This is a genomic window from Thermodesulfovibrio sp. TK110 (assembly GCF_054658355.1).
In genome coordinates this window covers 303,880-321,506 of the sequence record NZ_BAAHNB010000001.1, presented here as the reverse complement: position 1 = coordinate 321,506, position 17,627 = coordinate 303,880, and the positions used below count along the sequence as shown (strand labels likewise).

The window sequence follows — 17,627 nt, the reverse complement described above, 5'->3', positions numbered from 1 at the left end:
TCATTATGCCTGTTTTCGTAAAAGATAGTGATAAATGTGTTGGGTGCCTAATCTGTATGTTTACCTGTGCTCAGGCACATCAAGCTTCAGGGCTTGAATCCTCCTGCATAAAGGTGCGGTCCCAAGGCGGTATATCAAGAGGATTTTCAGTCTGGGTATGTCGTGGCTGTGAAGACCCTCAATGTGCAAGAGCATGTCCTGAAGATGCATTGATTGTAAGAAAAGGTGGGGGTGTTTTACTTAAAGAAGAAAAATGCACAGGATGTGGATACTGTGTAAAAGCCTGCATACTTGACGCAATAGGATGGAATAATAGAAAAAACAAACCTGTTATATGCATCCAATGTGGAGCTTGTGCCAAAAGCTGTCCATACAAAGTTATGGAGTTTGTAAGAAAATGATTAAGGAAGACAGTTTAAAAAGAGTTTTATACATTGACCTTACAAAGAAAAAATTCTGGATTGAGGAAAGACCTGAACTTTTTTCAAAATATATTGGTGGTGCAGGAGTTGCAGTAAAACTTCTTGAAGAAAACTATGCCCATGATCTTGACGCATTTTCTCCTGATAATCCAATTATTTTTGCAGTAGGACCTTTAAATGGACTTTTCCCTATAGCATCTAAAACTGTTGCAATGTTTAAATCACCTCATACGGGAAATCTTGGTGAGTCTCATGCAGGAGGTAGAAGTGCAATTGCCATTAGAATGGCAGGATATGGTGCAATTGTTATAAAAGGGAAAAGTGAAAGACCCTGCTATATAGCAATTCATGGCGATAAACTATTTTTCAGAGATGCAACCACACTCTGGGGATTAGAAGAATCAGCAGGAAGAATAATCAGAAACCGTGAAGGTGGTGCTGGATTAAGAACTATAATGAGAATTGGACCTGCAGGCGAACGCCTCATAAGTTTTGCCTGTGTAACTCTTGAAACTTACAGACATTTTGGAAGACTTGGGCTTGGAGCAGTATTTGGAAGTAAAAATCTTAAAGCCGTGCTTATTTCAGGGAAAAAAGACCTTACAGTTACAGATTTTAAAGAATACAGAAATCTTTATTCTGAACTTTTAAATCAACTTTCAGAATCTGAAAAAATGAAAAAATATCATGAACTTGGTACACCTGCCAATGTCCTGCCCCTAAGCTTTTCAAAGGGAATTCCCATAAAAAATTTATTAGAAAATGAATTAAAAGGCATTGAAAACATCTCAGGTGAAAACTTTGCTCAGAAACATCTTGCAAGAAGAGTTGCCTGTGCTCACTGTCCTGTTGCCTGTATTCATCTTGCTGCATTAAGAAAAGCCTATGAGGATGAGCCTTATTTTTACAGAACTGTTTACCTTTCCTATGATTATGAGCTTATATATGCTCTTGGCTCAATGTTAGGGATTACAGAGCCTGAAGATGTTTTAAAACTAATAGAGGTTGTGGAAGATATGGGAATTGATGCCATATCAACAGGTGTTGTTCTTGCATGGATCACAGAGGCTTTTAAAAAGGGAATCATAAATCAAAACCAAACCGAAGGGATTACTCCGGAATGGGGTAAAGTGGACGTTTATGTTGAACTGGTAAGAAAAATTGTTTATAGTGAAACAGAATTTTACAGAGATGTTGCCAGAGGAATTGATTATGCCTCTTCAAAATACGGTGGAAAGGATTTTGCTTTAACATATGGGAAAAACGAAATGCCAGGTTATCACACAGGAGCTGGAGCTCATCTTGGATATCTCTTTGGAGCAAGACACAGTCATCTTGATTCTGCTGGATATGCCATTGACAAAGAGGCAATGACAAAACCACTGTCTCCAGAACAATTAGTTAAAAAAATTCTCAATGAAGAACAGTGGAGACAGATTCTTTCAAGCCTTGTAATATGTTTTTTTGGAAGAGAGATTTATACTCCAGAGATTGTCATTAAATGTCTAAAACTTGCTGGATTTAATTTCAATGAAGAAGAGCTTTTAAAAACAGGCAGTGAAATTTATGCAAATAAATATCGCTTTAAAGTCAAAGCAGGCTTTGATATGGAAAATTTAACACTGCCAAAAAGAGTTTTTGAAACTCCCTCAAGCTTAGGATTGATAAATAAAGATTTTGTAGACAAAGCAATTGCGTTACTAAAAGAAAATATCAAAAGTTTGTTATAATTTTTCATGAGAGATAAAATCAAATACTTCATTTTTTCTTTAATAATGCTTTTATTTTGCAACTCAGCCCATGCAAAACAGATAATTGTTCTTACAGTAAATGGAGTTATAAATCCACCTCATGCAGAATATGCGATAAAGGGAATTAAAATGGCTCATGAAAAAAATGCAGAGGCAGTCATAATTCAGCTTGACACACCAGGAGGTCTTGACACATCAATGAGAAGCATAGTTAAAGAAATGCTTAACTCTCAAATACCCATTGTAGTGTATGTTTCACCAAAAGGAGCCCGTGCAGCGAGTGCAGGTGCATTTATAACTCTGGCTTCTCACATTGCTGCAATGGCTCCAGGAACAAACATAGGTGCTGCCCATCCTGTTGCAATAGGTGAAAAAATGGATAAAACAATGGCAGAAAAAATAACGAATGATGCTGTTGCCTACATTAAATCAATTGCAAAACAGAGAGGAAGAAACATTGAATGGGCTGAACAGGCTGTAAGAAAAAGTATCTCATCCACTGAAACAGAGGCATTAAAACTTAAAGTCATTGATTTAATTGCCGATGATCTTGACAGTCTTATTAAAGATATAAACGGAATGAAAGTAAAAACAGCTCGTGGAGAAGTAGTCTTAAATACAAAATCAGCAAGAGTAAATAGAATGGAGATGAACTTCAGAGAAAGGCTTCTTAATTTCATAAGTGATCCAAACATTGCTTATATTCTTTTAATGATCGGCATATATGGAATCATATTTGAACTAAGCAATCCAGGAAGCATTCTACCAGGTGTAATTGGTGCAATTTCTTTAATCCTTGCCTTTTACAGTCTTCAAACACTTCCCATAAACTATGCTGCTGCAGGATTAATTCTTCTTGGTGTAATTTTATTTATTCTTGAGCTTAAAATAGCCTCCCATGGATTGCTAACACTTGGCGGAGTAATATGTTTTATACTTGGTTCAATAATGCTTTTTGATACTGCAAATCCTTTATTCAAGCTATCTCTTTCAGTTATTATTCCTGTAACATTGGTAACAGCGTTGTTTTTTGGTGTGCTTCTCAGGCTTGCTTACAAAGCTCATAAAAGAAAGCCTGTTACAGGAGTTGAAGAGCTTATCGGGCTAAGGGGAGTGGCAAAAACTGATATTAACAGCCACAGAGGACTGGTTATGGTTCATGGAGAACTCTGGCAGGCTCGGTCTCTTGAAGAAATAAAAAAGGATGAAGAAGTCATAGTTGAAGAAGTTCAGGGACTTACTTTAAAAGTGAGGAAAGCCTCTTGAAAGCTCTTGTTACAGGTGGAACAGGTTTTATAGGAAGTCATCTTGTAGAGGCTCTTTTAAGAGAAAATTATGAGGTTTACTGCATAGTAAGAAATCCTTCAAAACTTCGTTTTCTTAAAGGGCTTGATGTAAAGATAATTCAGGCTGATCTTTCAGATAAAGAAAGCTTAAAAAAGATTGAATGGCAGTTTGATTATGTCTTCAATCTTTCAGGAATAACAAAGGCAAGTCATCCGGAAGAGTTTTTTCAGTCAAACTACATTGGCACAAAAAATCTTGCTCAGGTAGTGGCTGAGAGAAACTCCTCTCTTAAAAGATTTGTCCATGTAAGTAGTCTTGCAGCTACAGGACCATGCGTGAATAGTAATCCTGTAACAGAAGACACAGAACCATCTCCTGTATCTGAGTATGGAAAGAGTAAACTTCTTGGAGAGAAAGCTGTTAAATTTTTCAAAGATAAAATTCCCATAACAATAATAAGACCTCCTGCTGTCTATGGTCCAAGAGACCGTGACTTTCTTACATTTTTTAAAATGATCAAGACAGGAATTGTTTTATATCTAACAGAAGGAATCTATTCAATGATATATGTAGATGACCTTGTAAGAGGGATAATTACTGCAACAAAAGTAGATAAAGCAACTGGAGAGACTTTTTTCATCGCAGATGCTCAACCATACAATACTCATGAGATAGTGGAAGCTATATCAGAGGCAATAGGTAAGAGAGCTGTTAAAATAAAAATTCCTCAATCAATTGGCATGTTTTTCATAAGAGTCTTTCAAAAATTTGACAAAAAAAGTATAATAAATAGCGATAAACTTAAGGAGCTTATCCAGCCATGCTGGGTTTGCTCTACAAAAAAAGCCGAGTCTTTGCTCGGCTTCAAAACAAAAACTAAGCTAAAGGAAGGGATGGAATGGACAGCAAAGTGGTACAAAATGAATCAATGGATATAAGAAAAACTGATCCTTTTGAAAAGTGTTTTAAATTTAGAGAACAATTGATAAAAATCCAATCAATGGGTATTTATCCTTACTTCAGAATGATTGAGTCTGCTCAGGGACCTGAAGTGATAATGAATGGAAAAAAAATGATCATGATTGGCTCAAACAACTATCTTGGACTTACAAATCATCCAAAAGTTAAAGAAGCTGCTATTAATGCAATTAAAAAATATGGAACAGGATGCGCTGGTTCAAGATTTTTGAATGGAACTCTTGACATTCATGTAGAGCTTGAAGAAAAACTGGCAAGATTTACAAGAAAAGAAGCTGCTTTGGTCTTTACAACAGGATTTCAGGTAAATCTTGGAGTAATTTCCTCATTAATTGGAAAGGATGATGTAGTAATAATTGATAAAATGGATCATGCAAGTATTGTTGATGGATGTCGTCTCTCCTTTGGTGAAGTAAAAAGATATAAGCACAATGATATGGAAGACCTTGAAAGAGTTCTTAAAGAAACTGAAGGAAAGCCAAAACTTGTGGTTGTTGATGGAGTCTTTAGTATGGAAGGTGATATAGTCAAGCTTCCTGAAGTTTTAGCTTTATGCAAAAAATATGGAGCAAGAATTATGGTGGATGATGCTCATGGAATAGGAGTGCTCGGGCAGACAGGTCGTGGAACTGCTGAGCACTTTGGAGTTGAAAAAGATGTGGATCTTATAATGGGAACATACAGTAAGTCTCTTGCATCAATAGGTGGTTTTATTGCAGGAGATAAAGATGTTATAAACTATATCAAGCATTTTGCAAGAGCATTCATTTTCAGTGCAAGTCCACCACCTGCATCAGTAGCTGCAGTTTCAGCAGCAATTGATATAATTGAGTCTGAACCAGAAAGAAGACATCAGCTCTGGAAAAACACAAACAAGATGTTAAAAGGATTCAAAGAACTGGGATTTGACATTGGAGTAGCAGAAACACCGATAATTCCTGTAATTGTAGGAGATGATGAGCTTGCATTTAAATTCGTGATGATGCTTCAGCAAGAGGGAATTTTTGCCAATGTGGCAGTCTCTCCTGCTGTTCCACCAGGAAAAGCACTTATAAGAACAAGCTACATGGCAACTCATACAGATGAACATCTTGACAGAGTTCTTGATGCATTCAAAAAAGTAGGTAAAGCTTTAGGTGTGATTTAATTGAAGGTTTAAATGAAAGATAAAAGTTTGATAGCAAAGGATGAAGGATTTTACAAAAGTAGTGGATGAAGGCTTGATTTCATAACTTTTAAGGAAAGAATAATTAGATTAGTTGAGAATCTGCTACAATACAGACCTAAGGAAGAATCTAAAGAAAGCCTATTTTCAATTTTTGATAAAAAAGAACGAGTAGAGATAGACCTTACAAAAAACGAAGTGGAGCTTAAATTTTATACCTTAGAGAGTTTTTCATTCGATTTGGTTGCAAAAGTTGCCGAAAAATTTAAGAAAAAATACTGCCAAATCTCTGAACCAATATTTTTAAAAACTTATGGCGATAATATATTTCTGGCAAGAGCTAAGAAAAAAGAAAATTCTTACTTTGAATACATAATTGATGAGGATGTGTCAATTGAACTAAAAAATAGCTATACAGGTCATTACACTGTCAACATAAAAACATCCCTTGAATTTTTTGACGATCATTTTGAAACCTTTGTCAGTGAAATAGCATCTCTCATTTATCCCAAAGTTGAAGTTAAAGAGAAAAAAGATTAAAAATACCAGACTGAAAAAAAAGAAACACCTGAGCTAAATAATTGGTATCTTAAACATTCAGATTTTTCCAAAAAAATGGATGCATTGTAGTAAAAGAAAGTGAATTTAGCTGGAATGACATGCCAGGACTTGAAGAAGTGAAGGACAAAATTATAAATTGAACCTCTAAAAAGGGAGGCTCTTTATCTAAAAATAGCTTCAAAGGTTTTACCATCTTTTATTCTTTGCTTCCAAAGGGGATTCTATTTTATGGTCCTCCAGGATGTGGTAAAACTTGGAGTATGAAAATAATAACCAGTGAGGTAAAAATTCCAGTTGTAATACTTCCTTTCAGTTCAGTTCTTACTAAATGGTATGGTGAAAGTGAAAATATTCTGAGAGAAATACTTGATAGGTGCAAAAATGCTGGAAAAATGGTACTTATGATAGATGAGTTAGATGCTCTTGCCAGGCATAGAGGTGAATCACATGAGACCACAGCAAGATTAGTATCAATTTTACTTACAGAGATGGATGGGCTTACTACAAAAGGCGATATTTTGATTATTGGTTCTGTGAATGACTTAAGTCTGGTAGACAAAGCAGTATTAGACCGTTTTGATGTAAAAATTGAGTTTAAAATGCCCACTTTTGAACAACTTAAAGCTGTATTCAAATATTACGCAAGGCATCTGAATGATTCTGATGTTGACTATATAGTAAGTCATTTTGAGGGATGGAATTTTAGGAAAATTGCCCAATTCTGTAGAGAGGTTGTGAGAGACTATGTATCAAGACTTGATCTAAATCAACTTGAAGCTGTTGAACCACCTTTACCGAAAAAAGAGGATTATTTGAAAATTTTGAGCAAAATCTAATTCTAAAAACTACCTTGCAGTGACAGAGTTATGAATTTATTTTGAAAAACAAAATGATTTCTGGTAATATCTATCTATGAAAGAGACTGTTTTGCAAAAAAGAAGAAGATTTTTAAGGGAAAAATTCAGGCAGAAGGCAGTGAAAAGGCTTAATATTGCTGCAAAAACCCTTTACAGTCTGGGTGCTGAGAAGGTCTATGTCTTTGGTTCTGTCCTTAAACCAGAACTTTTTGATGAAAACTCTGATGTTGACATTGCAGTTAAAGGAATAGCTGAAGATAAAAAATCCACTGCTTATAGAGAAGTTGAAGAAATTTTTAAAGAAATTCCTTTTGATTTGCTATTTCTTGATGAAGAAATAAGACCTGAAATCAGAGAAAAAATTGAAAAACAAGGCGTCATATGGAAGCGCTTATAGTAGATATTAATTCCGATTTAGAATTTATCAGAAAGGAGATTGAAAGCATAAAAAGAAAACTTGAAAGACTTAAAACTGAAAAAGACCCTGAAAATATTGATTCTCACATAAAAGCAGTGGCAGGTTCTTTACACTCAATTTATACAGGCTACGAAACTATAATTGAAAGAATAATTAAAGCGGTGGATGGTGAAGCTCCCTTAGGCAGGGATTATCATTTAAAACTATTAAGAAGAGCAATTACAGATATTCCTTCTGTAAGACCCGCAATTATCACTAAAGAGACCTTTATGCTCCTTGATGAATTGAGAACTTACAGACATAAATTCAGACATATTTATCTTTATATGATTTCACCTCACAGAATTATTGAGCTTGCTAAGAAGGCAGTTGAATCTTTTGAGCATTTCAACAGGGATATAGAGCGGTTCAGGGATTTTCTGCGTAAAGTGTAAATTTATTGTAAAACTACCTTGCATAAACTGCCTCAATACGAGAGTGGGTTTTCTCACCAGTTGCCTCTGGTCCTTCAGCTTCGGAAATTATGGTATAAATGAAGCCTTTGTATCCTGCGCCCATCTTTGAATATGCTACCCCTGTTATTTCATATCCCGGTAGAGTTTTGTATGCACTAAGACACACGGTGATTTTATTTGTAAAAAGTTTATCACTTCCATAAAGCTTAAATTTAATCTCAATTGGCTGGGATGTGCACTCTCCTAAAGCAAAATCATTAAATGAACCAGACTGTATCATTATTACAGCTTGATGAACTCCTCCTGCTGCGGCATCCCTTACTGAAGCATAGGTTTTTATTGTTTGAGATGAGCCAAGAAGCTTTGTAAGGGCAAAGTAAAGTCCTGCAAGTGCCAGCAATGCAAAAAGAGCTATAAGTATTGCAGAAAAAAGAGCCATTCCTTTATTGTTCATTGATAGTTTCTTAATGGAATATTCTGTTCTACAACTTTCCATCTATACCACCTCCCAGTATTGTTCCACCATGTAATGTCTATGCTTGGTCCTCCTCCGCAGTCTGAACTAAACTGTGGTTGGACTGATGGAGTATCCTGAGATGCACCAACCTGAAGAATAAGGCATATACGAAATAACTTAAGATTATGATTCTGAATATCCGAAGAAGAAAGAGAATCCTGATAAATAACTGAGCCTCCGCTTTGTATACCTGCTCTAACTTTAAAGCCATTTGGAAAAACGCAGGAAATAACTGGCTGATTTGCCTGATAGCCTGGCTGCCCAGGGGTTCCAATTGTTTTTATAAGATTGTATGTTCCTTGGGCACATTCCTTTGGTAAGTTTGTCTGTGTAAGAGTATAGGTAACCATAAAAGATTGAGGATATTTGTAATCATCATTTTGTGTAGCGTAAAAAGCTAAACCACTCATACCTCTTAGGTCATTACACAAATAGTTAAGATTTGCCGGGCATAAGTTCTTTTTAGTCACAGGATCAATAACAACATACCATGCATTGGGGAATTGACAGTCCTGCCCTAAAAAATTCTTACTCTGTATTGTAAGATTGCCACTGTTTAATACTGCCCAGCATCCTGACCATTTTTCTTCTCTTGAAGACAGGGAAGGAAACTTTAAACTGCCTGAGGATATGACTGTATTATTATCAGTATCAGATAGAGTATTTATATCTACACCGAATCCAGCAGATTCAACATCTTTTAAAAGTTGATTTATAAGCACTGCCACATCCTGCTCCTGTTTTGCTATAAGATGCCTTGTTACATTTTCTTTTGCTATAAAACGATAAGCACTGAGAATACCACCAGCCAGAATTCCCATTATTGCAATAACGATGAGGATTTCAACAACTGAGTAACCCTTTTTCATCTCTTCTCCTTGATTACCAGAGTTGTTATTTTTTTAAGTTCATTTGTAAAAGGCTCAAAATACCAAACCATCACTGACGCTGCTTTACCTGTTTCTCTTCCATAATCATCAACTATTTTTGCCACATTTACCCCTGCATATATCCTTCTACCAGAAAATCCTTCATAGGTACAAGCTGGAAGAGTGGCAGGACAACTGTTTCCTCTACAACTACACTGTGCCTGAGGAGTATTTGCTGATGGATAAAGCCTTAAATTAGAGAGATTGCCAATAGGATTTGACAGTGTTGGAGAACCTATGTTATAAAACTCGGTTTCTGTTTCAAAAAAACTGCAAGATGTGGCACTACATTGAACACTCGTCCAGGAAGGATTATTGGCATAAAGTATTGACTGTGTTCCGCTATCACCAGTTGCATATGGAAGAGTTTCAATATAAGCTGTAAACTGTCTTGCTATTTCTGTTCCTCTGTCTTTCATTTTTGCTCTTATAGAAAACTTGTTGTATTCAAGAATCCCTTTAAGAAGTCCCATCATAACAACAAGCACAATAAGCATTGCAATTAAAAGTTCTATGAGCGTGAAACCTTTAGGCACCCCAAAAAGTCCTTGACTTTTTGGGGACCCTTTGTTATTGAATTTGAATTCTTCCATATCTGCTTATGTTTATTATTTTTTGATTATTGTAGTAGTTAAGTAAGGTAATACTACTTAATCCAAGTGCACAGTTATTGTCTCTGGGATAACCTTTTCTATCAAAAACAATTGTCTGAGAAGAATTTTGCTGTGTTATCCCTTTTATAAAATTTACCACACTGATTATCTCATCTCCTGCACTGAAGCCACAGCTTCCATCAAGGTCTTTAAACAGAGTGTAGTTGTTTAAAGTTATTACTATTCCGTGGGGTTCCTTAGAAATTGACTGAGATTTTATCCAGCTTAAATCATCTGCAATCTGATTTGCCTGCCTTGTAAGTTCCCTGTCTGCTTTATATTTTGTATATTGAGAAATGCCAGCATACATAAGGATTGAAAGAATAGCAATAATTACCAAAAGTTCTAAAAGGCTGAAACCAGCTACTTTTCTATCCATGAGATAAACCTGCTTTCATATCCTGGAGAGACCTGTTGTTGTAATCTTAACACAGCTCCTGTTGATACCTGCACAAACTTTGTATATTCTCTTGAGCTTGTTCCCTGAGTAATCTGAAATGGATTCCCAAAGGGAGGAGCACCGCTTCCAAGAGGAATTTTAGCATAAACAGTTACAGTTCCCTGAGTTCCACTTGTTGCAAGGCTTGAAAACACAGCAGGTCTTGGATTTGGAGTTCCTGTTTTATAGTATAGCGCCATCAGTTCAGTATTTCCTCCATAAGCACAAATATCCTGCGGCGGAGCAAAAACAAGCACATCAACATTTCCACCAAACACAGTAGGCTGAGATATCACTGCCTCTTGATTAAGTTCATAATACCAGCCATGCTGAGGCTCAACTTGTGTGCTCACGGGTGTTGTATCATAAACAACATCAACCTGGCTACATCCTGAAGAATCACAGGAGCAAATCTTTTTTACCTCTGTTACTGTTGCATAAACTTGAGTAGTTGTTGTGTTTGTCGTTCCTGAACTTCCCAATACATAATTACAGCCACTTACCATGCATTCATCCTTAAATCCTACAAAGTAGTTTGTATATGAAATTGTTTTGTCAGAGTCTCCAAGATATCTTCCAGTTCCAAAAAATACCCAAAGTTTGCCCAATTCATCAACAGTAAAGTTTGGCGCAGCAAATACAGGTCTTGAAACTGAAACAGCTTTCTTAATATCATTATCTGACAAAGCAGATACAGACTTGCCTTTTAAATAAATCCTGTAAAAATCTCCAGAGTTTGTTGTATATGTTCCAAAGTAAATCACATCATCAAAATAATCATTATCAAAATCAACTGGCATAATATCTCCAACTGCAGCTGTTACTCCTACTGTTAAAGTTTTTGTGAGGTATCCATCCGCGAGTCTAAAAAAGTATATCTTTGCAGTGGAAAAGCTTGTTCCCTGAGGATCTTTTGGACCAGAGCCAATTATCACATACCAATCATCAGCTTTCAGCACAGCAGGAAAAGAAAGAGTAAGGGTTTGATCAGGAAGACTCTTTTCCCATAAAAGAGAGGGATTTATAGGATCTGTTATGTCAATAACAAAAATACTTGAGGAGTAACTACCTAAGGCTTTTCCTCCAAATCCCATTGCTCCAATAAGAAGAGTTTTCCATGTTCCATTAATCTTTGCATCCACGACAAAAGTTCTGTAATCAACAGTAGGAACATGGCAGTAATCAGATTTACCACACCAGATTAAATAAGGAATAGCATTCTTCGGGATAAATGCCCATTCTTCCCTTCCAATCAAGTTATTGCCTGCATCATTCGGTGCATTCTGAAGCTTTGATGGATGAAATGGATCTGCTTGATTTACCACTGTTCCAACTCTGAATGCATGAAGCATTCCATCATTTGCTCCAACAAATGCAATCGTTGGCCTATTTTTATAGTCATCACCTCTAATAAATGCAACATATGAAGTATCACCATATTTTATATGATAAATGTTTACTGGCTGATCAGAAACAACAGAAGGTGTTGAATTTATTATATCTCCAAGCTTCCATGTTGCTGTCAGGTTTGTATTGCAAAAAGAATTTATATTTAGTTCTCTTGTCCTCTGAACATAGGTAAGAGTATTGCACGTTGAATCTGATGATAAATTTTCACCTCTTAAGTATCTTATAATGCAGCTTGCCTTTGTTGAATCAATGGTGGAATCAACTGTCTGCCAGATACTTGCAAAATATGATGCTTCATTAGTGGTAAAATCTGTTAGTGTTCCATCTTTGTTGAACTTTATATTTCTTGCTGATGCTGAATTTTGAGCAAGCCAGCAGCCACTATCAAAGACTGGTTTCACCTGATTCAAATCTTTTATAGTTTCAAGCTGACATGCATTGCTTCCACTGTCAGTATCTCCAGCAAGAACTGCTATTTTTGTTTCATCCTCTGTTCTTACAAACTGAATAATCTTATCCCAAGCATTCTGTGCCATATCAAGAACTTTATTGACTATGGTATCTTCTCTTAAATTCTGTTTAAGGTCAACCCAGAAACTTCGCAAGAATCCAAGCCAGCTAAGCTCTGTTCCATCTTCTCTTTGATACTTTGGATAAAAATATGGTTGAATAACAAGGCTTGATATACCTGTTCTTGAAGCAAGTGTTGCAACAGTAGAACCAGAAGATGCTCTTCTTAAGATGTCAAATATGGCAGTCTTCACTGCTTCCTTTATTTCAGTTGCATTAGAAGCAGAATAAAAAGTATCAGGTTTTCCATCTCCATCTTTATCCCAATCAGATGAGGAAGAAGGAAGAGGAGTGCAGGAACTTCCCTTACCACAGTTTGCTCCTGAACAGCAATCATCGATAGGTCCGCAGGAGGCAGTTGGATATCCAGTAAGATTGTCAGGCCATGTTTTATTTCTGTCAAAGGAGCCATACATGGCAACTTGTTTCAGTGATTTTTCTCCTGTGCCTCCAAGCCACAGACCTATTCCGTATATTGCCTCAACATGAGAAGAAATTCCTGTGGGTGCATTGGTGAATCCCCTTTTATGAAGCCAGTATGCTGGCACAACAGGGTCTGCAGATGCGGATTCATAGCCATTATCTATAGAACAGGTGCCACCTGATGCACCCATATTCCACTGTCCATCAGTAAGAAGTATTACAAAATTCTTTACACACCAAACAAGCTTTAACTCACTTCCCTCACATACTCCATTGTTGTTTTCATCAGAGCACTGATACATCGGATTACGCCACTTATCTCCAGATCCTTGCTGAGGAGTAAACCCTCCATACTGAGGAGGATTCTGAGCAAAATAATTATAAGCATCCCATAGTGCAAGTGCTGTAGGAGTTGCACCTGATGGGGGTTCATAATTTATTGCAGCAATTAAATTTTTATAAGGATTAGTTGCATCAAAATTAGCACTTGAAGTAAAGTCACCAATATAGACTTTATTACTTCTTACTCCATTTCCGCTGAAAAACATCGCTCCCAGTCTTGGCTGTAAACTCAAATTTCTGAATTGAAAAGTTAAACTATCATATATTCTTGCCCATGGGACCCTTACCTTTATCCCTGCTTCTGATTCAAGAACACATCCATAGCTGTCACAACTGAGATTAGCAGAAGGCTGTCCATAGAGTTCAGGATCGCATCTTTTCGGGTCATTGGAACTGCATGAAGCAAGCTTACCACCTGTCAATGCCCATCTAACAAGGGCAACCCTTCTCATATATATAAAATTAAGACACGCACCCTTATATTTTTTAGAGGTATTTATATCATTAGCTGTTTTAGGGCATGTAGAAGCAGTTCCTGTAGTCTCTACCCAGACGTAATCATTACCTCCATTTGGAATTGATATATACTGTCTTTCATAAACTTTATCAGGTATAAAGTATCCCTCCTCATCTCCATGATATATCCACCCACAACCTGATGAGTTATTACAGCAACTTTGTTTTGAAGATGTTGGATTATAGGCACACCATGACATTGAACCGCTTACATCTATCACAAATAGAACATTCGGAGGAAACGTCTGTCCTATTGATGGAGGCATATAACAGTAATTCGCCATATCAATTGACTCAACAGAAGGATTATCCTTAATCAGAAAACAAACAAAAAATAAAAAAACGAAGAAAAAAAGCTTTTTCATATTAACCTCACCTTAAAAGTGGAGTTGTTATTCTATAAGTTTTGTGCTTATCACAATGGTCTGAATCAATTCCAAAATCAATTACTCTGTGGATAAGTAATTCCTTCGGGAGTCCTTTTTCAGTTAAAAATTCCCTCAAACCTTTACAGGAAGAACTCAAAACTTCTATTTTTATCTTGCCTGTATCTGGTTCATATTGAATAACTTTTCCTGTAAGAAAAAGTTCATCAACACATGAGGCAGTAACTGGAATTAGAATTATTGAAAAAATTATTAAAAAAGCACTGAAAAAGCCTCTCACTTTTAACCTCCGGTTTTTCTTAACTATATTGTAGCAGATGAATAAATAAAAATCGTGAAAGTTATGTGAGAGAAAAACTACCAAATTGCTATAAAAGAGTTTACTTCATAATTTTGAAAAATAAAGCCAGAATTGCAACAATAACTCCAATCTGACCTGCCCAGAACATAAACATCCATCTAACAAGTTCTGTTTTTATTTTTTCAATTTTAACTTCAACTTCAGCAATTTTTTGTTCTGTAATAGCTCTTAATTCAGCTATATCTTGCTTGGTTGCGCTTCTTAATTCAGCTATGTCTTGTTTGGTGGCACTTCTCAATTCAGCTATGTCCTGTTTGGTGGCAAGAATGTCCTTTTTTCTTTCAAATTCTTTTTCTACTCTTAAATCAATGAATTCAAGAAGAGTTTTTGCAGAACCCTCTCCAATTTTGTCTTTAAGTGCTTCGTAAACTTCTATTTCTATCACAGGCATAGACAATTATACCACAAAATTGATATGATGATTAATCTTTCTTGAGCAACAGTAGCGTATGAGCGGAGTTATAAAAGAAAAGCATATTTCAATTTGACATTTTTAGCCTAATACTGTGAAAATTTAATTATGAGAAAATCAGAAAAGCAAATTACAAAAGAAGAAATAAAGCAGATAATTCTCACTGAGCTTCCAGGGCTTATAAAAAAAGATAGAAAGATGCGAGAAACAATATATCGTCTTTTGCAGGAGCGGTTTGCGGATAAAAAACAGACAGAGGATCGCTTTGAAAAGATTTTAAAAGAAATACAGTTTCAGAGAGAGGAAAGTGAAAGAAAATGGGCTGAATGGAATAAAAAGTGGGAAGAAACGCAGGCTGAATGGAACAAAAAATGGGAAGAAAATCAAAAAAGATGGGAGGAAAATCAGAAAAGATGGCAGCAAACGCAGGCTGAATGGAATAAAAAGTGGGAAGAAACGCAGGCTGAATGGAACAAAAAATGGGAAGAAAATCAAAAAAGATGGGAGGAAAATCAGAAAAGATGGCAGCAAACGCAGGCTGAATGGAATAAAAAGTGGGAAGAAACGCAGGCTGAATGGAACAAAAAATGGGAAGAAAATCAAAAAAGATGGGAGGAAAATCAGAAAAGATGGCAGCAAACGCAGGCTGAATGGAATAAAAAGTGGGAAGAAACGCAGGCTGAATGGAACAAAAAATGGGAGAAAACCCAAGCTGAATGGAACAAAAAATGGGAGAAAACCCAAGCTGAATGGAACAAAAAATGGGAAGAAAATCAGAAAAAGTGGGAGGAAAATCAAAAAAGATGGGAAGAAAATCAAATGGTTATTAATTCTATACTGGAAGAAATAAAGCTTCTTCATAGAAAACATGATACAACCATTGGTGCTCTTGGAGCCAGGTGGGGACTGAGAGCTGAGTCATCCTTCAGAGAAGCTATAAAAGGAATACTTGAAGAAAGCTTCCCAATCAAGGTCATAAAATACTGCGAAAAAGACAAGAAAGGCTCAGTTTTTGGAAGACCTGATCAAGTAGAGCTTGATCTTATAATAAGAGATGGTGAAGTAATTGTTGCTGAAATTAAATCCTCATTCAGCAAAGGTGATGTGGCTACTTTTTTAAGAAAAATAGATTTCTATGAAAAAAATGAGGGTAAAAAAGTACACAGGAAAATTATAATCTCACCTATGATAGAGAGCGGAGCAAGAGAGTTTGCTTTATCTTATGGTATAGAAGTTTATGGTTATCCTGAAGAAATAGAATTTAAAGAATTGCAAAGCTCTAACTAAAACTTTATCCAAAAATATCTTTCAGGGCAAGTTTAAATCCCTTTATAATCTCTGATTCCACCACATCGTCTTCGTAATAGGTGCGTCTTAGTTCATACTGCCCAGGTTCTCTTAAAATATAAATTTCTATCATTTTATCATCTGGTGCTACAATCCAGTATTCTTTTACTCCATGTTTTGCATAAAGTTTCTTTTTCTGAACTGAATCCCTGTATGTGGAAGTCTCTAAAATTATCTCAATTATGAGGTCTGGTGCTCCCTTAATGTTTTTTTCTCCAATGATATGGGCTCTTTCTTTTGATATAAAAAATATATCAGGCTAGACAACATTTTCATCATCAAAATATACATCACATGGAGCATCAAAAATCTCTCCAAGAGAATTTTCAGTAACATATTTTCTTAAGTAAAATTCAAGATTTCCAGAAATTCTTTGATGTTTAATATTTGGTGACGGTGTCATGATTAACTCTCCTTCAATGAGCTCATATCTTACCTCATCGGAAAGATTAAGGTAGTCCTGATAGTTGTATTTTTTCTTTTCTAAGACTGCCTCAGCCATAGTCTAATGTAAATCTAAACTATGTTGTTTGTCAATTGAAAATCAATACCGCTATAAAATGCTCATCCTTTGCCCTGTATCTTAGTTGAAGCTTGTTGTTTCTGCAAAGATATTCTGCAATCTGCAAACCCAATCCAGAGCCTTTGACAATCTCAGTAAAATCATTTCTTATAGCAACGGCATTCCTGAAAATTTTTATGTGAATTTTGCTGTAGGCATATCTAAAGGCATTGTCAAGTAGTAAAAAGATTATGGTTTCAATCACTTCTAAGTTATTATAAATAAAAACTTCTTTCTCACTGAAAAGAAATTTTTTATCAGCTGCAGATTTTGATATTATACTTTTAATTAATTCTCTCAGATTAATTTTTTGCCTTGTTCTGGAAGTTTTTGGAAGTTTTTTGATTGTCTCCATTGTTTTTTGCAATTCAGCACCAATAATATTACAGTTCGTTTGCATTCTCTCAAGAATTCTGCTTTCTGGCTTTAATCTCAATATTTCTATGTTTGTATTCATCGTTGAAAGAAAATTACCGATTTTGTGTGAAAGAACAAAAAAAAGAAATTTAAGAAACTCTTCTTCTTCCTTTTCTTTTTTGCTTATTATATTCAAAATTTTATAAAAAAGATAGCTTAAAACCAGAATAAGTAAAACTTCCCATATCAGTATGGTCTTAGAAAATCTTTGAAATCTATCATTGATATAACTTTCTTCAAAAAATAGTTCATTCTCATATGCTTTTATGTAGTTGGGAAGTTGATAGGTTTTATTTTGTTTTAAGATTTCCTTGTATAAAGCAATAGTTTCTTCTTCGTATTTATGTTGTTGTTCTTTGAAAAAATTTATTGTTATAAAGTTTATAATAGAAAAAATAAGCACCACTGAAATTGCAAATGTAATAAATATTTTTAGCTGAAAATTCAAT

18 protein-coding genes and 1 pseudogene are annotated in these 17,627 nt (G+C 35.5%); 10 read left to right on the top strand and 9 right to left on the bottom strand.

The window, feature by feature from the left end; all coding sequences use genetic code 11:
* The first annotated feature begins 56 nt into the window (after nt 1-56).
* The 9 genes from ACYQ3X_RS01725 (at nt 57) to ACYQ3X_RS01685 (ending at nt 7,873) form a co-directional block, all read left to right on the top strand.
* Nucleotides 57-401, top strand: a complete 345-nt coding sequence (locus ACYQ3X_RS01725; RefSeq protein ID WP_460180117.1) for a 4Fe-4S dicluster domain-containing protein — start codon at nt 57-59, stop codon at nt 399-401.
* Nucleotides 398-2,152 (top strand): aldehyde ferredoxin oxidoreductase C-terminal domain-containing protein, encoded by a 1,755-nt coding sequence (locus ACYQ3X_RS01720; protein ID WP_460180116.1) that lies wholly within the window; start codon nt 398-400, stop codon nt 2,150-2,152. Before ACYQ3X_RS01725 ends, ACYQ3X_RS01720 begins: the two co-directional genes overlap by 4 nt.
* A 6-nt stretch (nt 2,153-2,158) precedes the next feature.
* Nucleotides 2,159-3,439 carry an NfeD family protein gene (locus tag ACYQ3X_RS01715; protein WP_460180115.1) on the top strand — a complete coding sequence of 427 codons (1,281 nt, stop codon included), beginning with the start codon at nt 2,159-2,161 and terminating at the stop codon, nt 3,437-3,439.
* The gene (locus tag ACYQ3X_RS01710; RefSeq protein WP_460180114.1) at nt 3,436-4,398 is read left to right on the top strand and encodes an NAD-dependent epimerase/dehydratase family protein; all 963 of its coding nucleotides are present in this window, start codon (nt 3,436-3,438) and stop codon (nt 4,396-4,398) included. The genes ACYQ3X_RS01715 and ACYQ3X_RS01710 overlap by 4 nt, the downstream gene beginning before the upstream one ends.
* Complete coding sequence (locus ACYQ3X_RS01705; protein WP_460181677.1) at nt 4,389-5,585, top strand: aminotransferase class I/II-fold pyridoxal phosphate-dependent enzyme; 1,197 nt, start codon at nt 4,389-4,391, stop codon at nt 5,583-5,585. The genes ACYQ3X_RS01710 and ACYQ3X_RS01705 overlap by 10 nt, the downstream gene beginning before the upstream one ends.
* Nucleotides 5,586-5,843: 258 nt before the next feature.
* Nucleotides 5,844-6,143 carry a hypothetical protein gene (locus tag ACYQ3X_RS01700; RefSeq protein ID WP_460180113.1) on the top strand — a complete coding sequence of 100 codons (300 nt, stop codon included), beginning with the start codon at nt 5,844-5,846 and terminating at the stop codon, nt 6,141-6,143.
* A gap of 224 nt (nt 6,144-6,367) precedes the next feature.
* Nucleotides 6,368-7,000, top strand: coding sequence for an AAA family ATPase (locus tag ACYQ3X_RS01695; protein WP_460180112.1), 633 nt, complete (start codon nt 6,368-6,370; stop codon nt 6,998-7,000).
* 76 nt (nt 7,001-7,076) lie between these two features.
* Nucleotides 7,077-7,418 (top strand): nucleotidyltransferase family protein, encoded by a 342-nt coding sequence (locus ACYQ3X_RS01690; RefSeq protein WP_460180111.1) that lies wholly within the window; start codon nt 7,077-7,079, stop codon nt 7,416-7,418.
* A complete protein-coding gene (locus ACYQ3X_RS01685; protein WP_460180110.1) occupies nt 7,403-7,873 on the top strand; it encodes a ribonuclease toxin HepT-like protein in 471 nt (156 codons plus the stop codon). The genes ACYQ3X_RS01690 and ACYQ3X_RS01685 overlap by 16 nt, the downstream gene beginning before the upstream one ends.
* A 13-nt stretch (nt 7,874-7,886) precedes the next feature.
* Here the strand turns inward: ACYQ3X_RS01685 and ACYQ3X_RS01680 are convergent, their stop codons facing one another.
* The 7 genes from ACYQ3X_RS01680 to ACYQ3X_RS01650 all read right to left on the bottom strand — a co-directional run bounded on the left by ACYQ3X_RS01680 (nt 7,887) and on the right by ACYQ3X_RS01650 (nt 14,831).
* The gene (locus ACYQ3X_RS01680) at nt 7,887-8,390 is read right to left on the bottom strand and encodes a hypothetical protein (protein ID WP_460180109.1); all 504 of its coding nucleotides are present in this window, start codon (nt 8,388-8,390) and stop codon (nt 7,887-7,889) included.
* Nucleotides 8,345-9,280 carry a type II secretion system protein gene (locus ACYQ3X_RS01675; RefSeq protein ID WP_460180108.1) on the bottom strand — a complete coding sequence of 312 codons (936 nt, stop codon included), beginning with the start codon at nt 9,278-9,280 and terminating at the stop codon, nt 8,345-8,347. Before ACYQ3X_RS01675 ends, ACYQ3X_RS01680 begins: the two co-directional genes overlap by 46 nt.
* The gene (locus ACYQ3X_RS01670) at nt 9,277-9,876 is read right to left on the bottom strand and encodes a type IV pilus modification PilV family protein (RefSeq protein ID WP_460180107.1); all 600 of its coding nucleotides are present in this window, start codon (nt 9,874-9,876) and stop codon (nt 9,277-9,279) included. The genes ACYQ3X_RS01675 and ACYQ3X_RS01670 overlap by 4 nt, the downstream gene beginning before the upstream one ends.
* Before the next feature lie 34 nt (nt 9,877-9,910).
* A complete protein-coding gene (locus ACYQ3X_RS01665; RefSeq protein ID WP_460180106.1) occupies nt 9,911-10,372 on the bottom strand; it encodes a pilus assembly FimT family protein in 462 nt (153 codons plus the stop codon).
* Nucleotides 10,357-14,058, bottom strand: coding sequence for a pilus assembly protein (locus ACYQ3X_RS01660; RefSeq protein ID WP_460180105.1), 3,702 nt, complete (start codon nt 14,056-14,058; stop codon nt 10,357-10,359). The genes ACYQ3X_RS01665 and ACYQ3X_RS01660 overlap by 16 nt, the downstream gene beginning before the upstream one ends.
* A gap of 7 nt (nt 14,059-14,065) precedes the next feature.
* Nucleotides 14,066-14,359 carry a hypothetical protein gene (locus ACYQ3X_RS01655; RefSeq protein ID WP_460180104.1) on the bottom strand — a complete coding sequence of 98 codons (294 nt, stop codon included), beginning with the start codon at nt 14,357-14,359 and terminating at the stop codon, nt 14,066-14,068.
* Between the two features lie 100 nt (nt 14,360-14,459).
* A complete protein-coding gene (locus ACYQ3X_RS01650; RefSeq protein WP_460180103.1) occupies nt 14,460-14,831 on the bottom strand; it encodes a hypothetical protein in 372 nt (123 codons plus the stop codon).
* 129 nt (nt 14,832-14,960) lie between these two features.
* On the opposite strand from ACYQ3X_RS01650, the gene ACYQ3X_RS01645 reads away from it, so the two are divergent.
* Nucleotides 14,961-16,139 carry a PD-(D/E)XK nuclease family protein gene (locus ACYQ3X_RS01645; protein WP_460180102.1) on the top strand — a complete coding sequence of 393 codons (1,179 nt, stop codon included), beginning with the start codon at nt 14,961-14,963 and terminating at the stop codon, nt 16,137-16,139.
* Nucleotides 16,140-16,143: 4 nt separating this feature from the next.
* Here ACYQ3X_RS01645 and ACYQ3X_RS01640 read toward each other — a convergent pair.
* Together ACYQ3X_RS01640 and ACYQ3X_RS01635 are read right to left on the bottom strand one after the other, a co-directional pair.
* Nucleotides 16,144-16,701, bottom strand: a pseudogene (locus ACYQ3X_RS01640) (Uma2 family endonuclease).
* 31 nt (nt 16,702-16,732) lie between these two features.
* Nucleotides 16,733-17,626, bottom strand: coding sequence for a histidine kinase (locus ACYQ3X_RS01635; RefSeq protein WP_460180101.1), 894 nt, complete (start codon nt 17,624-17,626; stop codon nt 16,733-16,735).
* Nucleotide 17,627: the final 1 nt, after the last annotated feature.